We start from the raw sequence: 21,998 nt of genomic DNA, 5'->3' as shown, positions 1-21,998 counted from the left end.
GAAAAAATCTTATTTAAAAATTTATCACCTACGCCTCAGAGCCAGTACCGCCACTACTATTATGACTACTATTAGGAGGCCTACTACGCCCCATACCCAAGACGGCACTGCAGAGACGGTGGTAGTGGCTACGGAGGTGACCACACTAGTCACAGGTACAGAGGTGGTTACAGTGACGGGCACAGTCGTCGTGGTGCCCGATATCACAGTAGTCGAGTAGGTGGTGGTGACGGTCGTCGAGTATGTTGTGGTCACGGTCGACACAGCTAACGAGGCCGGTTTGAGGTGCAACACGACGAGTATGTCGTCGGGCGGCGACCAGGCAGGTACGAACACCGGAGCTGGGTTGCTCGCATTAGGCCAGCCCGTCCAGTAGGTGGTGTCAAATGCGTACCAATAGGCGCCGGAGACCAGAGGTATTACGGGAGCGCACTCGAAATACGTCTTGATTAGCTTAGTGTAGTACCTCTGCAGAGTCTGGTAGTCGGTGATCGGAGTGGCCATTATCTTCAAGAATATGTCGTATATCCCGGACTTGTAGAACCTCTCGTAGTTCCCCCATGCCGCCTGGCCCAGCGGAGTGGGTGCGCCGTTAGCGCCCGTCGGATACATAACCTCCTCGAAGTACGGGAATGGAGTGAAGCCTGTCCAGCTCCATATAATAACGGCAGAGAAGGTCCCCTGCTGAACGTTGGTCCACCACGCGCTGAACTGCGGCGCGGCCATCTCGGCCTTTATTCCGAAGGCGCTCAGCTGGTCTGCCAACATCTGCGCCATCTGCATCCAGTCGGTCCAGCCGTAGGGAACTGCTATGGTCAGGCTGAGAACAGTCCCGTTAGGCGTATGCCAGTAGCCGTCGGAGCCCTTGTAGAAGCCGAGACTCTGTAGTATCTGCGCGGCCTCCTGCGGGTTGTAGCTCCAGCCGTACTGCTGCACAGCGGTCCAATTTATGTAAGGAGCCCAGGAGTTCTCGAATATTGTGCCAGTAATACAGAGCGGATCCTTGCACGGAAGTTCGTATCCGAACTCGGCTACCCGGGACAGCGGCGTTGCGTTTATCACCATCGCGACGGCGCGACGCACAGCGCAGATATTCCACGGATAGGTGTTGTTAGCTATCATGAGGTACACGGCGGGATACTGGAGGAAGTAAGGCGGATTCGGCAGATATGTATACATGCCATATTTAGTGAAGGTCTGTATGTTAGGCACGAAGAAGCTGTTCCAGTCTAACATGTGTTGCTGGATCATTGTCGGGACCAACGCGTTGGACGTCACGTAGAGCTGGACGAGGTACTTAGGCGGATAGGCGGGGTTCAGCCCGAACACCTTCCAGCCCCACCAGTTATCCCACTTGACAAAGACGACCTCTGTCTGGCCTAGGTAGAAGGCCTTGTAGGGACCGCTGCCGACCGGGTTGGGGTTAGTCCAGGTCAACGGCGATGACACGTTGTACCATATGTGCTGCGGTAGTATCGGGTAGTATCTGAGCTGGGTCCCCAGCCAGTTGTCCATGTTAGGCGTGCCGTTGAAGACGAATATAGCCGTCGTGGTGTTGTAGGGCAACACCGAGATTAAGTTGCCGCCGTACTGCTCCGGGCCCCATATCCAGGAGTTGCCCAGCTCGGGGTGCTGTAGCTCGTAGTAGAACGAGAAGGCTACGTCCTTGCTGGTTATGGGCTGGCCGTCCTGCCAGTACTCGCCCGGCCAGAGAGTCACTACGAGGAACGCTCTATCGAAGCTCAACGTCACTGGCAGAGTGGTCTGGGTCACGCCCGTTAGATTCATCACTATGAACTTAGACGCGGTGACGTTGAACGGGGCGGTGAACACGGGCAGGCCGGTGCGGGGCACTGGCGTTATCTTGAACACGTCGCCAGGCGCGTAGTAGGCCAACAAGGTGTACTCGTTGCTGACCTGCAACTGGGTTGGGTAGACAACTGTCACGTTGAAGAAGACGGGGTTCGATGCGCTGACCGTCACGGTCTTGGTAGACGTAGAGCCGACCACGGCGGTTATGTTGACCACGGTGATTGTGACGTTACCTCTGGTGGTTATCCCTATGAACTGCGGCGATCCGCCCTTGATATTGCCTATATACATGTAGGACGGCCAGCTGACCGTCGGCACGTTCGCCAAGTTTATCTGCGTGGTGTATACCTGGACGCTGGTCGCGTTTACGGTTATCGTCGCCGACCCTCCGCTGACCGATATTTGTATCGGAACGCTGGCCGAGTAGGAGGAGAACTGCCACCCGTACCACTTGCCCAGCGCCGGGAGCAGGAGGCCTTGGTACGGATCCCAGAAGAACAAGGGCCAGTAGACGTAGCCGAATACGCCGTAGGCGGCGCCGGAGGCCCAAAGCTGTGCGAGCGGGTTCCAGTTAGTCGGCGTGTACCACATGGCGCCGCCGGCGTACAGAGTTTCGTTTCTGGGGAGGGAAATCGCTGTCGTTGTGGTCGTGGTTTGGGCGTATAGCTGGATTGCCAATAACCCGAGCACCAATAGGAGTGTGGTGTATACCTTGTGCATATACATGAGAAGTACTGAGTATATAAGTATTATTTCCAATATATGTAAAGTTAAAATATATTAAAGTAAAGGGAAATCTAAATTACTTAGAATAATTTATTTATATATTTATAATAGATATTTTAAATTCTAGGACAGTTATTGTTTTTATCATGATATATTTAGTATCAGATAAACTGCGTTTGCCGATGTTTTTATCGTGGAGTAGTAATATACCTAATGTATATAACCCGGGTATAGTTCAACATATATGCGGAAGTTCCCAAGCGGATTCAGATGGGGCTGGTCGGGCGCTGGCTTCCAGTTCGAGATGGGCCTCCCCGGGTCGGAGGACCCCAACACGGACTGGTTCGCGTGGGTGCACGATCCCGAAAACATAGCGGCTGGTCTCGTAAGCGGCGACTTCCCGGAGAACGGAGTGGCCTACTGGCACCTCTACAAGCAGTTCCACGACGATACGGTCAAAATGGGGCTCAACACGATCCGCTTCAACACCGAGTGGTCGAGGATATTCCCCAAGCCGACCTTCGACGTCAGGGTCCACTACGAGGTTAGAGAGGGCAGAGTGGTGTCGGTAGACATTACGGAGAAGGCGCTGGAGGAGCTTGACAAGCTGGCCAACAAGGATGCCGTGGCCCACTACAGGGAGATTTTCTCCGATATAAAGTCGCGGGGGCTGTACTTCATACTGAACCTATACCACTGGCCTATGCCGTTGTGGGTGCACGACCCCATAAAGGTGAGGCGCGGCGATCTCTCGGGGAGGAACGTGGGCTGGGTCGCCGAGACGACGGTGGTGGAGTTCGCTAAGTACGCGGCTTACGTTGCGTGGAAGTTCGGCGACCTGGCCGACGAGTTCTCGACGTTTAATGAGCCCAACGTGACGTATAATCTGGGATTCATAGCCGTCAAGGCGGGCTTCCCTCCGGGCTATCTCAGCTTCCAGATGGCGAGGAGGGCCGCGGTGAATTTGATAACTGCGCACGCCAGGGCGTACGACGCGATTAGGCTGACCTCCAAGAAGCCGGTCGGCGTCATATACGCGGCGTCACCCGTATATCCCCTCACCGAGGCCGACAAGGCCGCGGCCGAGAGGGCGGCGTACGACGGGCTGTGGTTCTTCCTCGACGCGGTGGCCAAAGGCGTCTTGGACGGAGTTGCCCAGGACGATCTGAAGGGCAGGCTGGACTGGCTCGGCATAAACTACTACAGCAGGTCCGTTGTGGTCAAGCGCGGCGACGGCTACGCCGGGGTGCCCGGCTACGGCTTCGCCTGCGAGCCCAACTCGGTGAGCAGAGACGGCAGGCCCACAAGCGACTTCGGCTGGGAGATATACCCGGAGGGCCTCTACGACATATTGACCTGGGCCTGGCGGCGTTATGGGCTACCTCTCTACGTGACCGAGAACGGCATAGCCGACCAGCACGATAGGTGGAGGCCGTACTACCTCGTCTCGCATCTGGCCCAGCTGCACAGGGCAATACAAGACGGGGTCAACGTCAAGGGCTACCTGCACTGGTCGCTGACCGACAACTACGAGTGGGCGTCCGGCTTCTCGAAGAAGTTCGGCCTCATATATGTGGACCTCTCAACCAAGAGGCATTACTGGAGGCCCAGCGCGTATATATACAGAGAGATAGCCTCGTCGAACGGCATACCCGACGAGCTGGAGCACCTAGAAAAAGTGCCGGTTGCCTCCCCCGAGGTCTTGAGGGGCCTCAGATCGCTTTAACCGGACCACCTCATTTTTAGAGTCCACTTAAAGGCGGCCTCCGTGGTGAACGGACTGCCGAACTCCGAGCCCAGCTCCACGTCGTTGAGCCACATGTCGCTGTAGTTGGGCAAGGCGGTGTAGGCCGCGGCGGCCCTTATGAAGTCGGCCAGTCTGAAATACACAGAGCCCGATCTCATGGGCTTGCTCAATGCGAAGGCGATATACTCCCAAGGCATGCCCTCCTTCCTGTACACGTAGAAGACGGCCTCTGCGGGCGATCCGTTGACCACAAGGGGTATGCGGACCTCGCCGACTTTCTCGCCGGCGGGCATCAGTTGCTGGTAGTAGAGCCATATCATTATCTCCTGCTCCCCCTGCCCCACCGACCTCTCGCCGGTCGATCTCGTCACCCAGAGATCGAACGCGAAGTCTAGGGGCAGAGTAGGATCGGGCACCTCCACGCTGTAGTCAACAGATATGGTGAAGTTCGACGACTCGGCGTCAGATATCTTGATGGGGAACGGCGAGTTCGGGGAGGCCGCGCCTGCCCAGGGCTTGTACCCCAGCCATATCTCGGGATATCCGGCGACCCACGCGTCGGGGTTGGCCTCGGCTATGTCCTTGAGGGCTTGTTCGTAGTAGAAGACGCCGTCGCAGTACCGCATGGCGGCCGTGCCCGATGCGGACTTGATGTTCCACATATTGATCTGCATTATGTAGCCGCCGACGCTGGCCGTCGGGTATTGGGACGGGCCAGTCCACGTCAGCACCACGCAACCGCCGGAGGTCTGCGTTGCGGATGTGGAGGTAGCGGCCGTGGTTGAGTTGCTCACGGACGTCCGGTTGCTCTGAGTTATAGTCGTTACGGCGGTGGAGCTCGGCCCGACCGACGTGGTGGCTTGACTTGCAACGACAGACATGGAGCTCTCGACCGAGGTGCGCGGCGCAGTCGAGGTGCTTGTCAGCGACTCAACGGCCGTGGTCGTCTGGCTGGTTTGTGTTATAGTCGCTACGGCCGTAGAGGTGGTGATCTTATTCGTAAGGGTGGGTGTAGAGCTCTCTGCGGTGGTCTGTAGCGTAACCGAGGTGTTTGTCCGCGACCCGGCAGACGGCGCCGCCAATCTATAGATGACAAACAGCGTAACTAGGACAGCGGCTAATACAACGACGGCGGCTAGAGCCTTCGACGTCATGGGCGTACATGGCGATATACAAAAACGTTTCGGTGGTTATTAGTAGACGGGGGTCAGCCAGGGTAGGTACTTCTCCTCCTTGCCCAGTACAATCCTCCTATACGTCTCGGCTATCTTCTGCGTTATGGGGCCCCTCTGCAACACCCTCCCGTCTATTTCTATTATCGGCGTGATCTCGGCGGCGGTCCCGACGAAGAACGCCTCGTCGGCCGCGTAGAGCTCCTCCCTCGTTATGCTCTTCTCCAGGAGTGGTATCCCCAGATCGCCCGCTATTGAGATGACCGTCTCCCTAGTTATGCCCTCGAGGATGCCGTCCTCCAGAGGAGGCGTCATGAGGACCCCGCGGCGCACTATGAATATGTTCTCGCCCGACCCCTCCACGACTTTGCCCTCGGCGTTCAGCATTATGGCCTCGTCGTATCCCCTGGCCCTCGCCTCGACGGCCGCCATTATGGAGTTGAGGTATATGCCGGTCGCCTTGGCCATGACCGGCATCATGGAGGTGTGGACCCTCCTCCAGCTCACCACGGCCGCCCTCACGCCCTCGACCTTCAGATACTTGCCGAAGGGTATAGCCGCTATGGCCACAGACGCCTGTAGCCCCCTAACGTCCAAGCTTATCTGGGGCTTAGATATGTACGCCACCGGCCTTATGTAGAGGTCCTCCTTGAACCCGTTGGCCCTCACAGTCTCGACGACGGCCTTGGAGAGCTCCTCGGCCGTGTAGGGCACGTCCAGTCCTATTATCTTGGCGGATCTCAGAAGCCTCTCCATGTGGTCCCTCAGCCTGAAGACGTAGAGGTTCTCGCCGTTCCAGTAGGCCCTGATCCCCTCGAACACGCCGAAGCCGTAGTTGAGGCTCGGCGAGAGCACCGTCACCTTGGCCTCCTCCTCGTCCACGAGCCTCCCGTCCAGCCAGACCTTCATCTCCCTCCGAACATCAACTTCCTTATCTCCTCGCCGACCTTCTCGGCGGGATGTCCCCTAATCTCCTCGAGCATCCTCTTGAGGTTGGGCGCGCCTCTGGAGTACTCCTCGACCCACTCCTTGGCGAACGACCCGTCTCTGACTCTTGCCGCCGCCTCCTTCATCCTCTGCTTCACCGAGTCGTCTATCACCTTGGGCCCGACGGTCAGCCCTCCGTATCTGGCCGTCTCGCTCACGCCGGTCAACATGCCGTAGAAGCCCCTCTGCCAGATGAGGTCCATGATGAGCTTGGCCTCGTTTATGGCCTCGAAATACGCCACCTCGGGCTGGTAGCCCAGCTCCACCAACACCTCGAAGCCCTTCCTCAGAAGCTCCAAGAGGCCTCCGACGAGGACGTTCTGCTCCCCTATGAGGTCCGTCTCGGTCTCCTCCTTGAACGTCGTCTCTATCACGCCGGCTCTAGTGGCCCCTATGCCTTTTGCTATCGCCAAGGCGTACTCCATGGCCCTCCCCGAGTAGTTCTGGTGCACTGCGACCAGGGCGGGGACGCCGCGGCCCGCCAAGAACTCGTCGCGGACCAGCCGCCCCGGCCCCTTGGGCGCCACCATCACCACGTCGACGTTGGCGGGCGGCTTTATCAAGCCGAAGTGTATATTGAAGCCGTGCGCGAAGTCGACCACCGCGCCGGGCTTCAGATTGGGCTCTATCTGCTCGCGCCAGATCTTGGGCTGCTCCATGTCGGGCAGTAGGACCAGCAACACGTCCGCCCTCCTCACCGCCTCGCCCACCTCGTACACCTCGAACCCCTCCGCCTTGGCTTGGTCCCAGGACTTCCCCCTCCTGACGCCCACCACGACGTTGAGCCCCGAGTCTCTGAGGTTCAAGGCCTGCGCCCTTCCCTGGATCCCGTAGCCGAGAACCGCTATGGTCTTGCCCTTGAGCGGCTCGAGGGAGGCGTCCTTGTCTGTATATATCCTCGCCATGGCTCTCAATAGGCTATGTTTTTAACAGTCATCGCCTCTCCCTCAACGCCACCGCCATTGCGGGCGCGGTCTGTAGCTTGACTATCTCGAGGACCTCAGGCAGTTTGTCCAGCTTGGCCACCAGCCAATTTATCTCGTCGGCCGGGCCCTCCACGTCCATCACTATGTGATACGTCGAGTCCCTCGCCTCTATCTCCATGCGCCTCACGAACACCTTCGCCCTCCTCACTATGCTGACGACCCTCCCGACGTAGTCCATCGAGGAGGGTATCCTTATGCTAATGGCGCTCATACCTCAACGACACGTCCTCCATCCCCTCGGGCAGAATTGCTTGGGTTAGCCAATCGCCGGGCTTCACCCAAGGCAACACGATGTCCTTGTCCTCGTCTATGGTCACGTCAATCACTATAGGCTCGTTGTTCCTCACAGCCCACGCCACAGCCCTCTCCAGCTCCTCGTAGGTCGACGGCTTGACGCCCTCTATCCCGTAGGCCTCCGCTATCTTCAAGAAGTCGGGGTTCCTCGCGAACCTCACGGCGATTTGCCTGTTGCCGTACATGTAGACCTGCCACTGCTTGACCAGCTGTAGGGACGCGTTGTCGAATATCACCTCGACGAAGGGCAGATCGTACTCCCTCACCAGCGCGAGGTTGTTGAAGGTCATCTGGAACGACCCGTCGCCGTCAATACACACGACGGGCCTCGAGCGGTCGGCGAGCTTGGCGCCGAGAGCGGCAGGTATGCCGAAGCCCATCGTGCCCAGGCCGGCCGACGTTATGAAGGTCCCCGGCTCGTACACCTCCCACCAGATCTCCGACCACATCTGGTGCCCTCCCACGCCCGTCACGGTGACGGTGTTCGGCGGCGCGGCCCTCCTCACAGCCTTCAGCACTTTCCAGGGCGCGAAGTACTTGAACTTGCTGGCGGCCTTCTCCATGGCCTCCTCGTACCTCCTCCTGATCTCGTATAGCCAGGCGAGGAACTTGGGGCTCCTCGCGGCGGCCGACGGCAATAGGTCCAGCATCTCCCTAAGAGCCTCCTTGGCGTCCGCTATTATGCCGACGGTGGGCTTCACGTTCTTCCCCACCTCGCTCCTGTCGACGTCTATATGGATCAGCTTGACCTCGCCCGACCTCACCATCTCCTGGAGCTCCTTGAACCTCCCCCAGGTCCTGTCGCTGAACCTAGTCCCCACGGCCACCACCACGTCGGCGTTTGCCAAAGCTGCGTCCGCCTCGGCCCTCCCGTGCATCCCGGCCGGCCCCATATACAGCGGGTGGTTGTGGGGGATGGCGGCCTTCCCGGGCAAGGTCGACACGATGGGCGCGTTGAGCCTCTCGGCGAGCTCCAACACCTCCTTGGTGGCGCCCGACCACAACACGCCGCCTCCCGCCAACACCACCGGCCTCTCCGCCTCCAAGATCATCTTGACGGCCTTCGCCACGTCCTCCTCCCTGGGCTTGGGAGGTATGAACTTGGCCGCGTTTATCTGTATCTTGGCCTCTCCCCTATACTCCATCAACTGGAGATCCCTCGGCAGATCCACCAAGGTCGGCCCGGGCCTTCCCAACGTCGAGATCTCGTAGGCGATCTTGACAGCGGCCGTAGCCTCCTCCGGCCTCTTCACCTGGTACACCCACTTGGTTATGGGAGTCGCCACCCCCAATATGTCGGTCTCCTGGAACCCGTCCCTCCCGAACACCCAAGTGGCTACCTGCCCCGTTATCGCCGTGACGGGCACCGAGTCCATATAGGCGTCGGTCAAGCCCGTCACCAGGTTCGTGGCGCCGGGGCCGCTCGTCGCGGCCACCACGGCGGGCCTCCCCGCGACTCTGGCGTAACCCTCGGCTGCGTGTGCGGCGCCCTGCTCGTGGCGGAACATGACCACCTCTATGTCGTCTACGAAATACGCCGCGTCGAATAGGGCCATTATAGAGCCGCCCGTTATTCCGAGGATGTGCCTTACCTTGAGCTCCCTAAGCGTGTCGATTATTCTGTCGACGACTCTATTGGGGCGATCCCCTCGAGCCCCGAAGCGACCCCCGAATCCATACGGCAACTATTTAACCTATATTTAAAGATTGTCTTCCTAAATAAAAGGCGGAGGAGGCGCCGTACGAGCGGAATGCTTAAAAGCTATATAGATACTTGCGCCATGGAGATAAGAGGTCGGGCACTGGTCTACGGCGACAAGATAGACACCGATATAATCATACCGGCCCGCTACCTGGTATACACAGACCCCAAGATCTTGGGCGAACATGCCATGGAGCCTCTAGACCCCGACTTCCCCAAGAAGGCCAAAGGCGCCATATTGGTGGCCGGCAGGGCCTTCGGTATGGGCAGCAGCCGCGAGCAGGCGGCGACGGCCCTTAAGGGCGCCGGCGTCTTGGCCGTCGTGGCCGAGTCCTTCGCCCGCATCTTCTTCCGAAACGCCGTCAACGTAGGCCTTCCCGTCCTTCAAGCCCCCGCTAGGGGCAGAGTGAGGGAGGGCGACGAGCTCCTCGTGAGGCTTGACGCGGGCGAGGTGGTGAACCTCACCACGGGCGAGGTCATCAAGGGGAAGCCGCTCTCCGGCTTGGTCCTCGACATAATAAAGGCGGGCGGCCTTGTGGAGTACCTAAAGGCCAGGCCCCGTATATAGAGCGAATATAGTCGGCGCTAGGCTTAAATATCCCGCGGCCTCTGCCGCTATGCGTTCGGGGAAAACGTAAAGATCCTGGACTCGACGCTGAGGGAAGGCGAGCAGACTCCCGGCGTCGTCTTCTCCGAGGACTGGAGGATTAGGATCGCCAAGGCCCTCTCGGATGCCGGCGTCCACATGATAGAGGTGGGCGACCCCAACGTGGCGCCCGACATAAGGTCCGCCATAGCGAAGATAGTGGCCATGAAGAGAGACGGCGAGATAGCCGGCGAGATCGTGGCTCACAGCAGATCGGTCAAGGCCGATATAGAGAACGCCGCGTCGCTCGAGCCCGACAGGGTGGCTATATTCTACGGCGTGAGCGACGTACACCTGAAGCACAAGCACAGGAAGTCGAGGGAGGAGGCCTTGTCCATAATTGCGGAGCACGTAGAGTTCGCGAGGAGCCACGGAGTGCGCGTGAGGTTCACTGCCGAGGACGCCACGCGGGCCGACCCCGACTACTTAATACAGGTGGTCAAGACGGCGAGGGATGCAGGAGCCGACAGGGTGAGCATCGCCGACACCGTGGGGATCCTGACGCCCGAGAGGGCGCGGCGGCTGTTCGCCGAGGTCAAGGAGGCCGTGCCCGACGTGGGGCTCGACATACACGCCCACAACGACCTCGGCATGGCGGTTGCCAACTCCTTGGCGGCCGTCGAGGGGGGAGCCGACGTGGTGCACACGACGGTGAACGGCCTCGGCGAGAGGGCCGGGATAACGCCGCTCCAGACGTTCGCGGCGGCCTACTACTACCACAAGGGGGTGAAGCTGATAGATTTGACTAAGTTGCCCTACCTGGCCTCCTTGGTGGAGGCGGCCAGCGGCGTTGCGCAGATGCCCACATTCCCCGTGACCGGCGACAACGCCTTCACGCACAAGGCCGGGGTCCACCAGGCCGGCGTATTGGCGAGCCCCGAGACCTACGAGCCGTTCCCTCCCGAGGTGGTGGGCCGCACGAGGGACTTCTCGTTGGACAAATACAGCGGGAGGAAGGCCGTCGCCCACAGGCTCGAGAGGCTCGGCGTAAAGGTCGACGAGGAGGTCTTGGGGAAGCTCGTGGAGGAGCTGAAGTCCACCAACGCGCGGAGGCTACGCGACGAGGATCTCCTCGAGATGTTGGAGAAGATAACTGGGATGAGGTACAGGGCGCAGGTCAACAAACACATAGAGGCGTACGTCTGGGTGAAGGTCGACGAGAACGTCTACACGACGTCGGTGGCCAGGAGGATCATGGCGATAAGGGGCGTGACCGGCGTCGGCGAGGTGACGGGCGAGTTCGACATAGTGGCAAAGATATCGGCCGAGAACGCCGAGGAGTTGAACAGGATAATCGAGGAGGTGAGGGCCGTCAAGGGCGTCAAGTCGACGCTCACCAACATAATCCTGAAACAGCTTTCATAAACCCCTCCGTCCCGCATCGAGTGCCCTTGGTTTCTTGGGACGAGGTGACGCCGGAGGAGCTCAAGCGCAGATATAGGGGAGGGCCTCTGCTGATGCTGACCCACTGCACCAAGACCAAGAACGTCGAGTGGCGCGCCGTGGCCGAGGCGTTGGCGTCCGCGGGACTCCCCACGCCCGGCATGGACCTAGAGAGGGAGGAGCTCTATAGATCCGCTCTGAGGGGCTTCGTCAAGCCCGCGGCAGAGATGTATGGGGGCTCTTTCAAAAAAGTTAGGGAAATCGCCGAGGCGGTCGCCAGATGCCTCCCCGTCGATCTCTACATATTGAGCGCGAGGTACGGCTTGATAAGGGCCGACGAGCTCGTGGTGCCCTACGAGGCCACGCTGAACGGGCTGAACGCGGCCGAGCTGGCGCGGTGGGCCGAGGCCAGAGGCGTTTGGGACAAGGCGGTCGAGCTTCTGGAAAAGGGGTACGGGATGTACGTGGCCTTCCTCCCCGGCAATTACGCCAGAGCCCTCGGGCCGGCTCTAGGCAAGATGCTGGCCTCGGAGAACGCCCTTCTGTTGATCCCCCAGAGGCTGGCAGGACGCAGTCCCAGAGCGCTTGTGGTGAAGAACAGAGGGATCTTCAGCAGATACGGCGATCTGTCCAACGCCAGACGCCTTCTAGAGAAGGCCCTCTGCGATCAATATTAAAAGGGGGCTTTACCGATACATGAAGCTCGCGGTCATCCCGGGCGACGGCATAGGGCCCGAGGTGGTGTCGGCCGCGATGAGGGTCGTCGAGGCTACGGCGAGGAGGTTCTCCATAGATATAGAGGCCAAATACGTCGAGGCGGGAGACGCGGCGTTGAGGAAGTACGGCAGAGCTATGCCCGACGACGCCTGGCGCGTCGTGGACTCGGCCGACGCCGTCCTCAAGGGCCCCGTCGGCGAGACGGCGTACGACGTCACCTCGGCTATAAGGATGAAGTACGTCCTCTACGCCAACATAAGGCCGGCCAAAAGCCTTCCGGGAGTGCCCTCGGTGAAGCCCATAGACTGCGTCTTCGTCAGAGAGAACGTCGAGGACGTATACGTGGGGGCCGAGTACAAGGTCGGCGACGTGGCCATCGCGCTTAAGGTCATCACGGGGCAGGGCACCAGGAGAGTCGCCAGGATGGCCAGACGCTACGCGGAGATGAGGAGGAGGAAGGTCACCATAGTCACTAAGTCCAACGTGTTGAGGGTGGTGGACGCCTTCTTCAGAGATGTGGCGAAGGAGGAGCTCAAGGGGCTTGAGGTAGAGGAGATGTACGTGGACGCGGCGGCCATGGAGCTCGTGAGGAACCCCGCCCGCTTCGACGTCGTGCTCACGACCAACCAATACGGCGATATACTCACCGACCTCGCGGCGCAGGTGGCCGGAAGCCTCGGGCTGGCGCCGTCGGCGAATATAGGGGACTCCAAGGCCATGTTCGAGCCGGTCCACGGAGCCGCTTTCGACATCGCCGGTAAGGGCATAGCGAATCCCGTGGCGACTATACTCTCGACGGCTTTGATGTTCGAGTGGATGGGGCGCAACGACGCGGCGGCGGCCGTGAGGAGGGCCGTGGAGGAGGCTCTGAGGCGCGGCGTCGCTACGCCGGACGTAGGGGGCCGCTCAACCACCGAGGAGGTGGGCAAATATATAGCATCCCTCGTCGAAAATATATAACTCGGCGTCTGACATATAGAATGGACTGCGCGTCTATCTGCGGCGTCTCTTTCTCCGCAGATTTCGGCGAGGACGAGGCCTCGTTGTTGAGGGCCATTTACGCCGCCGCGACCCGCCTCGGGCCTCCAGGCGCTTGCTACGTGATATGCAAGTCCGTCGAGAGGCTCTGCGGGATCTCGGGAGACTGCAACGCGGCACTTAGGGAATTCGTCAAGAAGTACCCCAAGGCAGCCGAGCTCTACCGGTCCGAGCTCCTACGTATTGCCGCCAGCGTGCGGGAGAAGCCGGCTTAACGCCTGCGAGAAGTAGTCGACGAAGCCCTCCTGTTCGAATAGAGGAGGCAGAAGCTCTCCGCGGCAGCCGGCGTCCCGCCAAGCCGCCTCGATCCTGTCGTATATGATCCCCCTCGTCAGAACCACCGGGGCCGCCAAATCTCTACAAGAGGATGGCTGTATAGACGGCTCGCCTTCTAGGAATACGTAGGGAAGGCCTAGGGACTTCACATCGGATATGTACTCCTCGTCGTCGCCGCCGTGGAATATGTAGATATCGGCGTTCAAGCTCCTCAGATAGTCGCCGAACCCCGGCCAGCGCGCGAGAGGCGGTACGGAGGACCCCGCCAACGCCGCCGCTCTCCTGTAATCCCCGCCGCCCGCCACAAACAGGGGCACGTAGAACGCCTCCGACGGCCTTGTGAGCTCGTTAAGGAAGGCGTATCTGACGCCGAGCCTCTCTGCAAAAGCCCTCACCGACTCCTTATATCTGGGATCGCGCGACCCGTGGAGGAGAAGGACGACGTCCACGCGGCTTTTCCGACTGGTCTTGAAAAGCCTTAGTTATATAATTCTGGCAGGGATCTATATACTGGGCGGAGAAGTTATGTAACTTCTATATGTTCCGTGAGCAACTCCGCGCCGCAACGGGGACAGCAATACGTCACCAGTATGTACCTTTTCGATAGGGATTTCCTGCTACATTCTTTGGGCTTCACCGGACGTTTGCAGTTCGGACATATGACCGTGGAGAGCTTGCGTTCCCCCATCGACGTCTAGAGAGCCTCCCTTTATATAGCTTTTTATCCCTTTTTCTAGAGTAATATCGATCTCTATATAGAGATCCTCAAAGGAAATTATAAGCAATTTTCAAAATTAATACTATAACAAATAACTTTATTATTAGAGTTTTATTTCTTATCCATAGATCTTTTACTTAACGCCGTCAAGCTATGTAGCGACCACATCTCTATAAACCCCCTCGCCTCCTCGTCGGTCGGGTACCACCCCTTGGAGTAGTCCGCCAACTCCTTGCTGTAGGTGCCGTATTTCGAGTCCCTAGCAACTATCTGCACAGATCCCTTGTAGAGCTTCGCCTTCACCCACCCGTCGATCCACCTCTCCATCTCGCCGGCGGCCGCCTCGATGGCGAGCCTGAGCGGCTCCACCCACAGCCCCTGGTAGATTAGGTCTGCCCAGTAGGGGTCGAGGACGTTGTGCTTAAACCTGAGCTCCCTCGGCGTGAGGACCAGCTTCTCGAGATCTCTATGCGACTCGAAGAGTATGACCGCGGCGGGGGCCTCGTACACCTCCCTGCTCTTGAAGCCCACCAGCCTGCTCTCGATGTGGTCTATCCTCCCGACCCCCGCGGCTCCGCCTATCTGGTTAAGCGCCTTCACGAGGGAGAGCATGTCCATGCGCTCGCCGTTGATGGCCCTAGGCAGGCCCCCCTCGAACTCTATCTCAACGTAGGTGGGCTGGTCGGGCGCCTTCTCGGGCTGGACGGTCCACTTGAAGGCGTCCTCGGGCGGCTCGAGCCTCTGGTCGTCGACGGGCCCTCCCTCTATGGAGCGGCTCCAGAGATTCTCGTCTATGCTGTACTTCTTGTGGGCCTCCGGCACGGGTATTCCGTGCCTCCTGGCGTACTCGATCTCCTGCTCCCTGCCCATGCCCCAAACCCTCGCGGGGGCCAACACCTCCAAGTCGGGCGCAAGGGCCTTCGCAGTTACGTCAAAACGGACTTGGTCGTTTCCCTTGCTGGTGCTCCCGTGGGCTATGGCGTCCGCCCCCTCGCGCCTCGCCACCTCGACTGTCTTCGCGACAATCAGCGGCCTGGCCAACGCAGTGCCTAGGGGGTACTTCCCCTCGTACATGGCGTTCATGAGGATGGCCCTGCCGACGTACTCCTCGGCGAATTCCCTCTTGGCGTCGATGGTGTAGTGCTTGACCGCGCCGGCCTTATAGGCCCTCGCCTCGACCTCCGAGAAGTCCTCCTCCTGCCCTACGTCGACCGTGACCGTGACAACCTCGGCGTTGTACTTCTCCGAGAGCCACTTAATGGCGACCGTGGTGTCGAGCCCGCCCGAGTAGGCGAGCGCGATTCTGCTTATCTTCGCCCCGACTTACTCGCCATAGTCCTCCACATCACCCTTGAACTCCTCTAGGGTTACCGAGCCGCCCTTGAGCCTTACAATATACCGGGTCCCGCACGTGGGGCAGCTGGCTATCTCGCCGTCCATCACGTCCTCCGGCAACTCGAACTCAGTGCCGCAGACCTTGCACTGGACCACCAGCTTTTGGGTTGCCATATGGGCGAGTTCTGGGGTATATAAAACCTTTACCGACAAGGCCGGGCGGCCTCGCCGCCAGCGGCCAGCCTCAGCCAGTCCGCCTCAACGCCAGCCTGACCAGCTCGCGGTGGAGCGGCGTCTGCCACGCGTAGTCCTTCCCCACCCCGAGATCCTTACCTCCCTCGATCGGGGCTAGGGGATCCACAATCTTGGCCACTAAGTTTTTCGAGACCAAATATCTAGTGAGCTCTCTGGGGGCGTCCAGCAGAACGTCGGGGTCTGCCAGCGCCTCCTCGACGACCTTTCTGTACTTCGCCAGCAGCTGCGCGTCGACGTCCCTAACCTTGTACATCTTCTCCACAAGCCTCTCGGCCGACCAGCCCTCCCCGGCAAGCAACTCGACTAATCTGGGGTTGCCGCCCGCGGCGCTCCAGAGCCGCTCCGCGTCTTGGCCCGCATCGGGTATTTGCCCCACCAGCTCCCTGAAGCCCGCCTTGTTGAGGTTCCAGATAGTCTTCACGTCGGCCCACAGATGCCGGCCGACGGCCTCAAGGCTTTCTCCCTCAGACGAGGCCAGGATCACGGATATCTTCCCCACCTCCACGGGCGGGTGCTCGGCCAGATTAAGGGCCTTCTTTACGTATAGCTCTGCGTTGCCCACCGCCTGAAAAACGTCGTCTAGGAGCAAGGCGAGGCTGTCCACCCTCCTCACGCCCAGCCTTCTGACGAATATCTCGCCGATAGCCAACACGGCCTCGGCCACGGCCGATGCCAGTTCTCCTCCCACGGCGCGGGCGAGGGACATGACCGCCCTCTTTACGTCGTCTGGCGCCGTCAGTCCCTCCTCGGGGCCGTAAAGCGGAGAGTAGTAGATCACGTAGTCGTAGTATCCGGAAAGCCTCTTGTGCAAGTACCTCAGAAGGGAGGTCTTGCCGCATCCCTCGGGGCCGTATATGACCAGAGGCACCGAGCGGCCGCGCCGGGCGAGGTCCAACAGCCTCTTAGTCTCGTCGCCGCGGTCGGCGAAACAGACGTAACGCCCCAAGAACTTCACCCTAAAGCCGCAGTCCACCGACGTAGAGGGGGCAACGATATAAATCTTTGGCGGGGCCTTCGGCAGGTCGCGCGCTACCCGACCACGTGGGTCCCCGCGCCGTTGAGGGCGGCGTCTATGGGAGCCTCCACCAAGCCGCTGGATATGACCACCTCGATGCCGGCCTTGGCGGCCTCTGCGGCCATCAACAGCTTCCTCTTCATGCCGCCTTTGACCTCCTCGTTCTGGACAAGCCGCTCCGCCTCCTCGGCCGTGAGGCGCGGCACCACCCTCCCGCCGATGTAGAGGCCCTCGACGTCGCTGAGGAGCACCAGCTTCTCGGCGCCTATCCTCTTGGCCACGTCGAACGCCAGCTGGTCGCCGTCTATGTTGAGGAGCTCGCCCCTCTCCGACACGGCGATGGGGGCCAGCACCCTCAACGGCGGCGGCGCCAGCTTGGAGGCGTCTATCTCTGTTATACGGCCCACGTAGCCTCCGTCCACGACCCTCTGCCTCCCCCTCTCGTCGACAACCAACACCTTCTCCTTGCGCTTGGCCTTAACCACGCCTAGATCGGCCCCGGTGAGGCCCAGCGCCGGCACGCCCATGCCGTGCAACGAGGCGACTATGGACTTGTTTATCCAGCTCATGGCCATGACGAATGCCTTTAACGTCTCCCAGTCCGTGTAGCGGCTCACGAGCCCGCCGGGGTGCGTGAGGAATTTGGGCTCTATCCCCATCCTCTTCATCAACTCGTTGACCAGACACCCCCCGCCGTGGACCACGACCGCCTTGTCGGCGTATTTGGGCAGGTTGCGGATCGCCGTCGAGGCGCCCTTGCAGATGACGGACCCGCCTATCTTGACCACTATCATATGGGGTGGGGAGGTATGTACCTAAGCCCTTGATCCTCGGGGAACCCCGCCGCTATGTTGAACGCCTGCACGGCCTGCCCGGCGGCCCCGCGCACCAAGTTGTCTATGGCCGAGAACGCGACGATCCTCCTCATCCTGGGATCTATCTCGAAGCCCACGTCGACTATGTTGGTGCCCAGTACATATTTTATATTCGGGTAGCGCGCTAGGCCCAGCTTGTCCTTCACGATCCTCACGAACTTCGAGTCGCCGTACATGGCCCTATACGCCTTCCACAAAGTCGGCTCGTCCACGTCGCGTTCGGTGAACACATGCGCCGTGGAGAGTATGCCCCTCACGGCGTCGACGGCGTGCGGCGTGTAGGCCACCCTCACCTCCCTCCTCGCAAGCCGCGAGAGCTCTTGCTCCACCTCCGCCGCGTGTCTGTGGTGAACCGGCTCGTAGGGCCTTATGACGTAGGTGCGGTGGCTGTGCATGTCGAGGACGGACCCCTCGGCCCCGGCGCCCGAGGAGCCCATCTTCACGTCGACAACCGGCGGGAGGGGGCCCAGAAGCCCGTATTTGGCCAGAGGCGCGAGCGCCATTATGGACGCGGTGGCGGTGCACCCGGGAGACGCTATGAGCTTGGCGCCGGGCAGCTCGTCCCTATGTAGTTCGGGGAGGCCGTAGACCGCCTTCTTCAAGAGATCGGGGTAGGGATGCGGTTGCGGCCACTTATACCACTCCACGTAGGCGTTGGGGTCCTTCAGCCTGAAGTCGGCCGACAGGTCGACCACCATGAGGCCGTGCTCGTAGAGCTGGGGGACCCACTTGACCGACTCGCCGTGGGGAAGCGCCAGGAAGACCACGTCGGCCTTCAACGCGGCGTCGATGCTGGGCTCCACGAACTTGAGGTTTGTGAAGCCTCTTAGGTTGGGGTGGATCCTGTAGACGTACTCCCCCTTGAACTTCCTAGAGGTGGCGCAGACTATTTCGACCCCTCCGTGCTGTAGCAATATGCGCAACAGCTCTCCGCCGGTGAATCCGGAGGCCCCCACTACGCAGGCCTTCATGCCTCTTCCAGCCCGACCTCGGCCAAGAGCCTCGCCCTGGCCTCGTCCAGCTCGGGCACGGGGTCTACGTCTATCACGCGCTCCCCGTCGTCGTAGACGCCGAGCGTGATCTCGGCGTACTTGAGGCCCAGCGACCTCAACACCTCGCCCGCTATCCCGTCGATTCCAGATACGGCGAACACCTTCCTAACTTCCTTGGGCTTGGGCATGGCGATGCTGCCCTTCGCCAGGGGGTTCCTCATGTAGTTGCGGTGCTCCACGACGCTTTTGGCCCCCTCTACGCTAGTCACCGACACGTCTAGGCCCAGGCGCCAGACAGTCGCGAGGAGCCACGGCGGCTTGAAGTCCACCTTCTCCACTGCCTCCTCGTCTGAGAACACGAAGAAGTGGGGGCCGTATTTGGGCAACCAGTACAGCCTGTTCAGCGCGTTGTATATGGCGTAGGAGGGGTTTATCGATCTGCGGAACAGGGAGGCGTACACGGCGCCTAGGTACTGGTTCTTTGTCCTTATGAAGACGGTGAAGTCCCCGCCCTCAACATGTCCCTGGGATATATCGAGGATATCGGCGTACACGCCGCGGGCCGATAGGAGCTTGGCGAGAAGCCTCTCGCCTAGCTCGGGCTTCTCAGATAGTATGAGTACCCTCGCCCCGTTGGCCCCGCTTTCCCCACAAGGTCCATATAGGCTGGGCTGGGGACTATATATAAACTTAACGGGCTATTACGCAAAAACCGATTTCTCAGTTGCCTATTGCCTTTCTCTGTAGCCACTTGGCGTACATTATCATGAATACGTCTGCGTTGTGTTTTCCTACGGCTTTGGATAGGGCTTGGTAGATCTCGTCGGGTTTTTCTAGGGCTATTTCCTCGAAGGTCTTCCCCAAGACTCTAGCCAGCCTCACGTCCAGCACAGCCCTATAGCTGCTGTCCAGAGAGCTGTAGAACTCCAACAACTTCCCCCTAGCCATCCTCACTTCCCCAACCCAAGTCCTCACAACCGCCGACATGCCCCCACTTTACCTTTAAAAATAAATAACTTGCGAAGCGCCGAGAGAACACATCCCACATATAAAAATTACGGAGAGGGGCCATGCCGGCTCGGACACATGCAGGTTAGGCTCTGTGGGAGAGGTTCTGGCCCCCGCCTCTCGGCTGAGGGCGGCTCACGGGGCCCTCCGCCCTTGCCGGGCTCACAGTTTTCTCGCCCGGCGGAGTCATGGGCCGGCCCGGGCCAGCACGGCGGGCCTTTCGGCCTGGAGAATCTGCCTTGACAGTGCAGATAGGGGTTATCTTACGGCCTCGGCTTACTCCTCCTTCAGCCTCTCCTCGGCCTCCTAAGCATATTGAGGACTGAGGCCATGTCTCTGCTGACCTAGCGCCCCCTCGGGCAGAGGCCTATCCTGGGGCCGGTCGGGGAGGACATCTCCGCGCCGTGTATTGGACAGATTCTGGAGCTCCTATTACGCCGATACGAGAAGAGGCCTCAAGCTGCGCTCCTCAGCCTCATCGGCGGCCTTTATCGTCGTCTGCCTACTTGTTCTCGGCATCCGGCTCGCAGGCGCTTAGAGGGGACCTCGTGGAGAATACGCCAAGGGGGTGTTGGCGTAGAGTTATAGGACTTGCCGCGCACCGAAGTGCTCCCTCCGAGCGCGCCAAGCTTAAGGCCCGCGTCTCCCCTCGCAGTGTTCGCAACAGGCGCAGCTACACGCGACGCCGGACAAGTCCTCAAGTCTGGGCACTAAGGAGAGGAGGGAGACGCCGTCGCATATGGATAGGAGAGCAACGCCGCTGGCTCCGACACAGCACTGCCGAGGGTCGGCGCAATTTAAGGTCTCGACCCCGTCCCTCAACCTGGCGCAAGACTCGGCGGGCGCGTCGCAGTCGAAAACAATCGTGACGCACCGCGCGTAGTCGTTGAGCCTCTCCCTCCGCTCGCTGACGAACTGGAACACGCCTCTCCAGTTTGAGATCTGCGCAAACTTGACCACCACGACCGCCTTGCCGCCGGCGACGTACTTCCTGACCGGATAGCGCCCTCCCGCCGTGATGCGTCGGTATTTGCCCAACAGCTCCTCCACTGCGCCGATCCTCCTCGACAGCTCGCCCGCGAACGGCGCCTCGGGCCGCGACCAGCCGCACCAAGCCAGGAGAGCCCTCTCGTCGTCGTCCCCCTCTACGAAATATATGCAGATGTCAGTAGTACCTGAGGTCCTCATAAAGCTCGTCGAGGCGCCTCCTGGCCTCCGGCATTTCTATCTCGTCGTGCTTCTTACAATCGCGCATCCTCAACACCCGCCCCCTCCCGATTGAGGCCAGCTTGTCCACCACCTCAATGCTCTGCGTAGCCACCACCACCTTCCTCCCCGCGTCGAGGGCGCGCTCCACCGCATCCCGCACGGTGTCGATGAGCGTGGGGTGCATATGCGCCTCCGGCTCGTCGATGAAGACGAATTTGCCGCCGCCGAGGGCGAGGGATATTATTAGGGCGTATGCAAGGCCTGCCGGCGCGGCGCTCATCGGCAGAATCCTCCTCCCCACCACGTGGGGTATGCCGTTGATATTCCTTACGTCCCTCACTCCGTATTTCTCAAAAAGCCCTAGGACTTGGCTAAACCAGCCGGGGTTCCCCACAGCGATGTTGTCGACGAGCGGCGCCACGTAGTCCATCTCGGCGGCTAGCCTAGGCGTCACGAGCAGGGCCTCCCCGATGTTGCCCTTGCGCCAGTCCACCACGAAGTTCGCGAAAACCGCGGCGGCGGAGACGCCGTCCGGCCCGCAGAGGTAAAGCCTACCGAGCTCTCGGTATGCGAACTCCGACACCGGTAGCCCGGACAACTTGGCCAGCCATCCGAAAAAAAGCTGTATGGAGATTCCCTGCAGTAGCTTGCCCAACTCCGCGTCGCCGCCCGGGGCGCACTCGGCTCTAGACAGTACGGTCTCGTTAAGCTCGGCGCGGTCGCGGCCGAAGTCTGGGCTGAAAGGCTCTCCCCGCGCCATCAACACAATTTTCAGGGGCGTTTGGGGACCCGGCGGAGAGGCCCCGCCGCCAGAGGCCGCCAGGTAGAGGGCCTCAAGAAGGGAAGACTTCCCAGAGCCATTAGGCCCCAAGACCACCAACAGATCCTCGACGTCTATGACGAAATCGTCGAGACACCTATACCCCCTGATCCTAAACTCCACTGCCGGCCGTACCTCTGTTTAAAAAAACATAATGCCGCCGGACGCGCCGGTTGCCGCCAGCGCCGGGCGTCGAAGTCTTCTCCACAGCTCCCTACGCCTCCCCCTAATTTCCAGCGGAGAATCCGCCAGCGGGCTTGTGAAGGCTTAAGCGCCTCGGCGGCC

At 60.2% G+C, this 21,998-nt stretch carries 24 protein-coding genes; 7 read left to right on the top strand and 17 right to left on the bottom strand.

Features of this window, described 5'->3' with window-relative positions:
* Positions 1-24: 24 nt before the first annotated feature.
* Entirely contained in the window at positions 25-2,532 is a 2,508-nt protein-coding gene (locus tag TUZN_RS06270) for an ABC transporter substrate-binding protein (RefSeq protein WP_052886137.1), read from the bottom strand.
* 250 nt (positions 2,533-2,782) lie between these two features.
* On the opposite strand from TUZN_RS06270, the gene bgaS reads away from it, so the two are divergent.
* A complete protein-coding gene (gene bgaS, locus TUZN_RS06265; protein ID WP_013680114.1) occupies positions 2,783-4,264 on the top strand; it encodes a beta-galactosidase BgaS in 1,482 nt (493 codons plus the stop codon).
* Here the strand turns inward: bgaS and TUZN_RS06260 are convergent.
* On the bottom strand, positions 4,261-5,079 hold the full coding sequence (locus TUZN_RS06260; RefSeq protein WP_052886136.1) for a GH12 family glycosyl hydrolase domain-containing protein: 819 nt from the start codon (positions 5,077-5,079) through the stop codon (positions 4,261-4,263). The two genes, bgaS and TUZN_RS06260, sit on opposite strands and share 4 nt — an antisense overlap.
* A gap of 85 nt (positions 5,080-5,164) precedes the next feature.
* On the opposite strand from TUZN_RS06260, the gene TUZN_RS11235 reads away from it, so the two are divergent.
* The gene (locus tag TUZN_RS11235; protein WP_013680112.1) at positions 5,165-5,374 is read left to right on the top strand and encodes a hypothetical protein; all 210 of its coding nucleotides are present in this window, start codon (positions 5,165-5,167) and stop codon (positions 5,372-5,374) included.
* A 104-nt stretch (positions 5,375-5,478) separates the two neighbouring features.
* Here TUZN_RS11235 and TUZN_RS06250 read toward each other — a convergent pair whose 3' ends face one another.
* Genes TUZN_RS06250 through ilvB form a run of 4 tightly spaced genes read right to left on the bottom strand, consistent with a single transcriptional unit; the run spans position 5,479 to position 9,409 of the window.
* A complete protein-coding gene (locus TUZN_RS06250; RefSeq protein WP_013680111.1) occupies positions 5,479-6,366 on the bottom strand; it encodes a branched-chain amino acid transaminase in 888 nt (295 codons plus the stop codon).
* A complete protein-coding gene (gene ilvC / locus TUZN_RS06245; protein WP_052886135.1) occupies positions 6,363-7,349 on the bottom strand; it encodes a ketol-acid reductoisomerase in 987 nt (328 codons plus the stop codon). Before ilvC ends, TUZN_RS06250 begins: the two co-directional genes overlap by 4 nt.
* Before the next feature lie 28 nt (positions 7,350-7,377).
* Positions 7,378-7,641: an ACT domain-containing protein gene (locus tag TUZN_RS06240; protein WP_052886134.1), complete on the bottom strand. Its 264-nt coding sequence runs from the start codon at positions 7,639-7,641 to the stop codon at positions 7,378-7,380.
* Positions 7,628-9,409, bottom strand: coding sequence for a biosynthetic-type acetolactate synthase large subunit (ilvB, locus tag TUZN_RS06235; protein ID WP_013680108.1), 1,782 nt, complete (start codon positions 9,407-9,409; stop codon positions 7,628-7,630). The genes TUZN_RS06240 and ilvB overlap by 14 nt, the downstream gene beginning before the upstream one ends.
* A 96-nt stretch (positions 9,410-9,505) precedes the next feature.
* On the opposite strand from ilvB, the gene TUZN_RS06230 reads away from it, so the two are divergent.
* From TUZN_RS06230 to TUZN_RS06210, 5 genes are read left to right on the top strand one after another with little or no spacing between them, the layout of a single operon-like run.
* A complete protein-coding gene (locus TUZN_RS06230; protein ID WP_013680107.1) occupies positions 9,506-9,994 on the top strand; it encodes a 3-isopropylmalate dehydratase small subunit in 489 nt (162 codons plus the stop codon).
* A gap of 27 nt (positions 9,995-10,021) precedes the next feature.
* Entirely contained in the window at positions 10,022-11,437 is a 1,416-nt protein-coding gene (gene lysS, locus TUZN_RS06225; protein WP_052886133.1) for a homocitrate synthase, read from the top strand.
* A gap of 20 nt (positions 11,438-11,457) precedes the next feature.
* Positions 11,458-12,132: a DUF6884 domain-containing protein gene (locus tag TUZN_RS06220; protein WP_013680105.1), complete on the top strand. Its 675-nt coding sequence runs from the start codon at positions 11,458-11,460 to the stop codon at positions 12,130-12,132.
* A 19-nt stretch (positions 12,133-12,151) separates the two neighbouring features.
* Positions 12,152-13,132 carry an isocitrate/isopropylmalate dehydrogenase family protein gene (locus tag TUZN_RS06215; RefSeq protein WP_013680104.1) on the top strand — a complete coding sequence of 327 codons (981 nt, stop codon included), beginning with the start codon at positions 12,152-12,154 and terminating at the stop codon, positions 13,130-13,132.
* 20 nt (positions 13,133-13,152) lie between these two features.
* Positions 13,153-13,425 carry a hypothetical protein gene (locus TUZN_RS06210; protein ID WP_013680103.1) on the top strand — a complete coding sequence of 91 codons (273 nt, stop codon included), beginning with the start codon at positions 13,153-13,155 and terminating at the stop codon, positions 13,423-13,425.
* On the opposite strand, the gene TUZN_RS06205 is transcribed toward TUZN_RS06210, so the two are convergent.
* The 11 genes from TUZN_RS06205 to TUZN_RS06160 all read right to left on the bottom strand — a co-directional run bounded on the left by TUZN_RS06205 (position 13,387) and on the right by TUZN_RS06160 (position 21,836).
* Complete coding sequence (locus TUZN_RS06205; protein WP_013680102.1) at positions 13,387-13,935, bottom strand: sirohydrochlorin chelatase; 549 nt, start codon at positions 13,933-13,935, stop codon at positions 13,387-13,389. The genes TUZN_RS06210 and TUZN_RS06205 overlap by 39 nt on opposite strands.
* A 74-nt stretch (positions 13,936-14,009) precedes the next feature.
* Positions 14,010-14,174, bottom strand: a complete 165-nt coding sequence (locus tag TUZN_RS11345) for a hypothetical protein (RefSeq protein ID WP_193385951.1) — start codon at positions 14,172-14,174, stop codon at positions 14,010-14,012.
* Positions 14,175-14,315: 141 nt separating this feature from the next.
* Positions 14,316-15,515 (bottom strand): argininosuccinate synthase, encoded by a 1,200-nt coding sequence (locus TUZN_RS06200; RefSeq protein ID WP_148678608.1) that lies wholly within the window; start codon positions 15,513-15,515, stop codon positions 14,316-14,318.
* A 12-nt stretch (positions 15,516-15,527) separates the two neighbouring features.
* Positions 15,528-15,713, bottom strand: a complete 186-nt coding sequence (locus tag TUZN_RS06195; protein WP_013680100.1) for an alpha-aminoadipate/glutamate carrier protein LysW — start codon at positions 15,711-15,713, stop codon at positions 15,528-15,530.
* Positions 15,714-15,783: 70 nt separating this feature from the next.
* Positions 15,784-16,767 carry an ATP-binding protein gene (locus TUZN_RS06190; protein WP_013680099.1) on the bottom strand — a complete coding sequence of 328 codons (984 nt, stop codon included), beginning with the start codon at positions 16,765-16,767 and terminating at the stop codon, positions 15,784-15,786.
* 56 nt (positions 16,768-16,823) lie between these two features.
* A complete protein-coding gene (locus tag TUZN_RS06185) occupies positions 16,824-17,603 on the bottom strand; it encodes a [LysW]-aminoadipate/[LysW]-glutamate kinase (protein ID WP_013680098.1) in 780 nt (259 codons plus the stop codon).
* Positions 17,600-18,655, bottom strand: coding sequence for an N-acetyl-gamma-glutamyl-phosphate reductase (gene argC / locus TUZN_RS06180; protein WP_013680097.1), 1,056 nt, complete (start codon positions 18,653-18,655; stop codon positions 17,600-17,602). The genes TUZN_RS06185 and argC overlap by 4 nt, the downstream gene beginning before the upstream one ends.
* Positions 18,652-19,230, bottom strand: a complete 579-nt coding sequence (locus tag TUZN_RS06175; RefSeq protein WP_013680096.1) for a hypothetical protein — start codon at positions 19,228-19,230, stop codon at positions 18,652-18,654. Before TUZN_RS06175 ends, argC begins: the two co-directional genes overlap by 4 nt.
* 166 nt (positions 19,231-19,396) lie before the next feature.
* A complete protein-coding gene (locus TUZN_RS06170) occupies positions 19,397-19,663 on the bottom strand; it encodes a hypothetical protein (RefSeq protein ID WP_013680095.1) in 267 nt (88 codons plus the stop codon).
* A gap of 651 nt (positions 19,664-20,314) precedes the next feature.
* Positions 20,315-20,872: a hypothetical protein gene (locus TUZN_RS06165; protein ID WP_013680094.1), complete on the bottom strand. Its 558-nt coding sequence runs from the start codon at positions 20,870-20,872 to the stop codon at positions 20,315-20,317.
* On the bottom strand, positions 20,850-21,836 hold the full coding sequence (locus TUZN_RS06160; RefSeq protein WP_013680093.1) for an ATP-binding protein: 987 nt from the start codon (positions 21,834-21,836) through the stop codon (positions 20,850-20,852). Before TUZN_RS06160 ends, TUZN_RS06165 begins: the two co-directional genes overlap by 23 nt.
* Positions 21,837-21,998: the final 162 nt, after the last annotated feature.

Origin of the sequence: Thermoproteus uzoniensis 768-20 (assembly GCF_000193375.1) — an archaeon.
GTDB classification, from domain to species: Archaea; Thermoproteota; Thermoprotei; order Thermoproteales; family Thermoproteaceae; genus Thermoproteus; species Thermoproteus uzoniensis_A.
The sequence above is the reverse complement of the archived record's forward strand: the minus strand, read 5'-3'. Positions and strand labels throughout refer to the sequence as shown.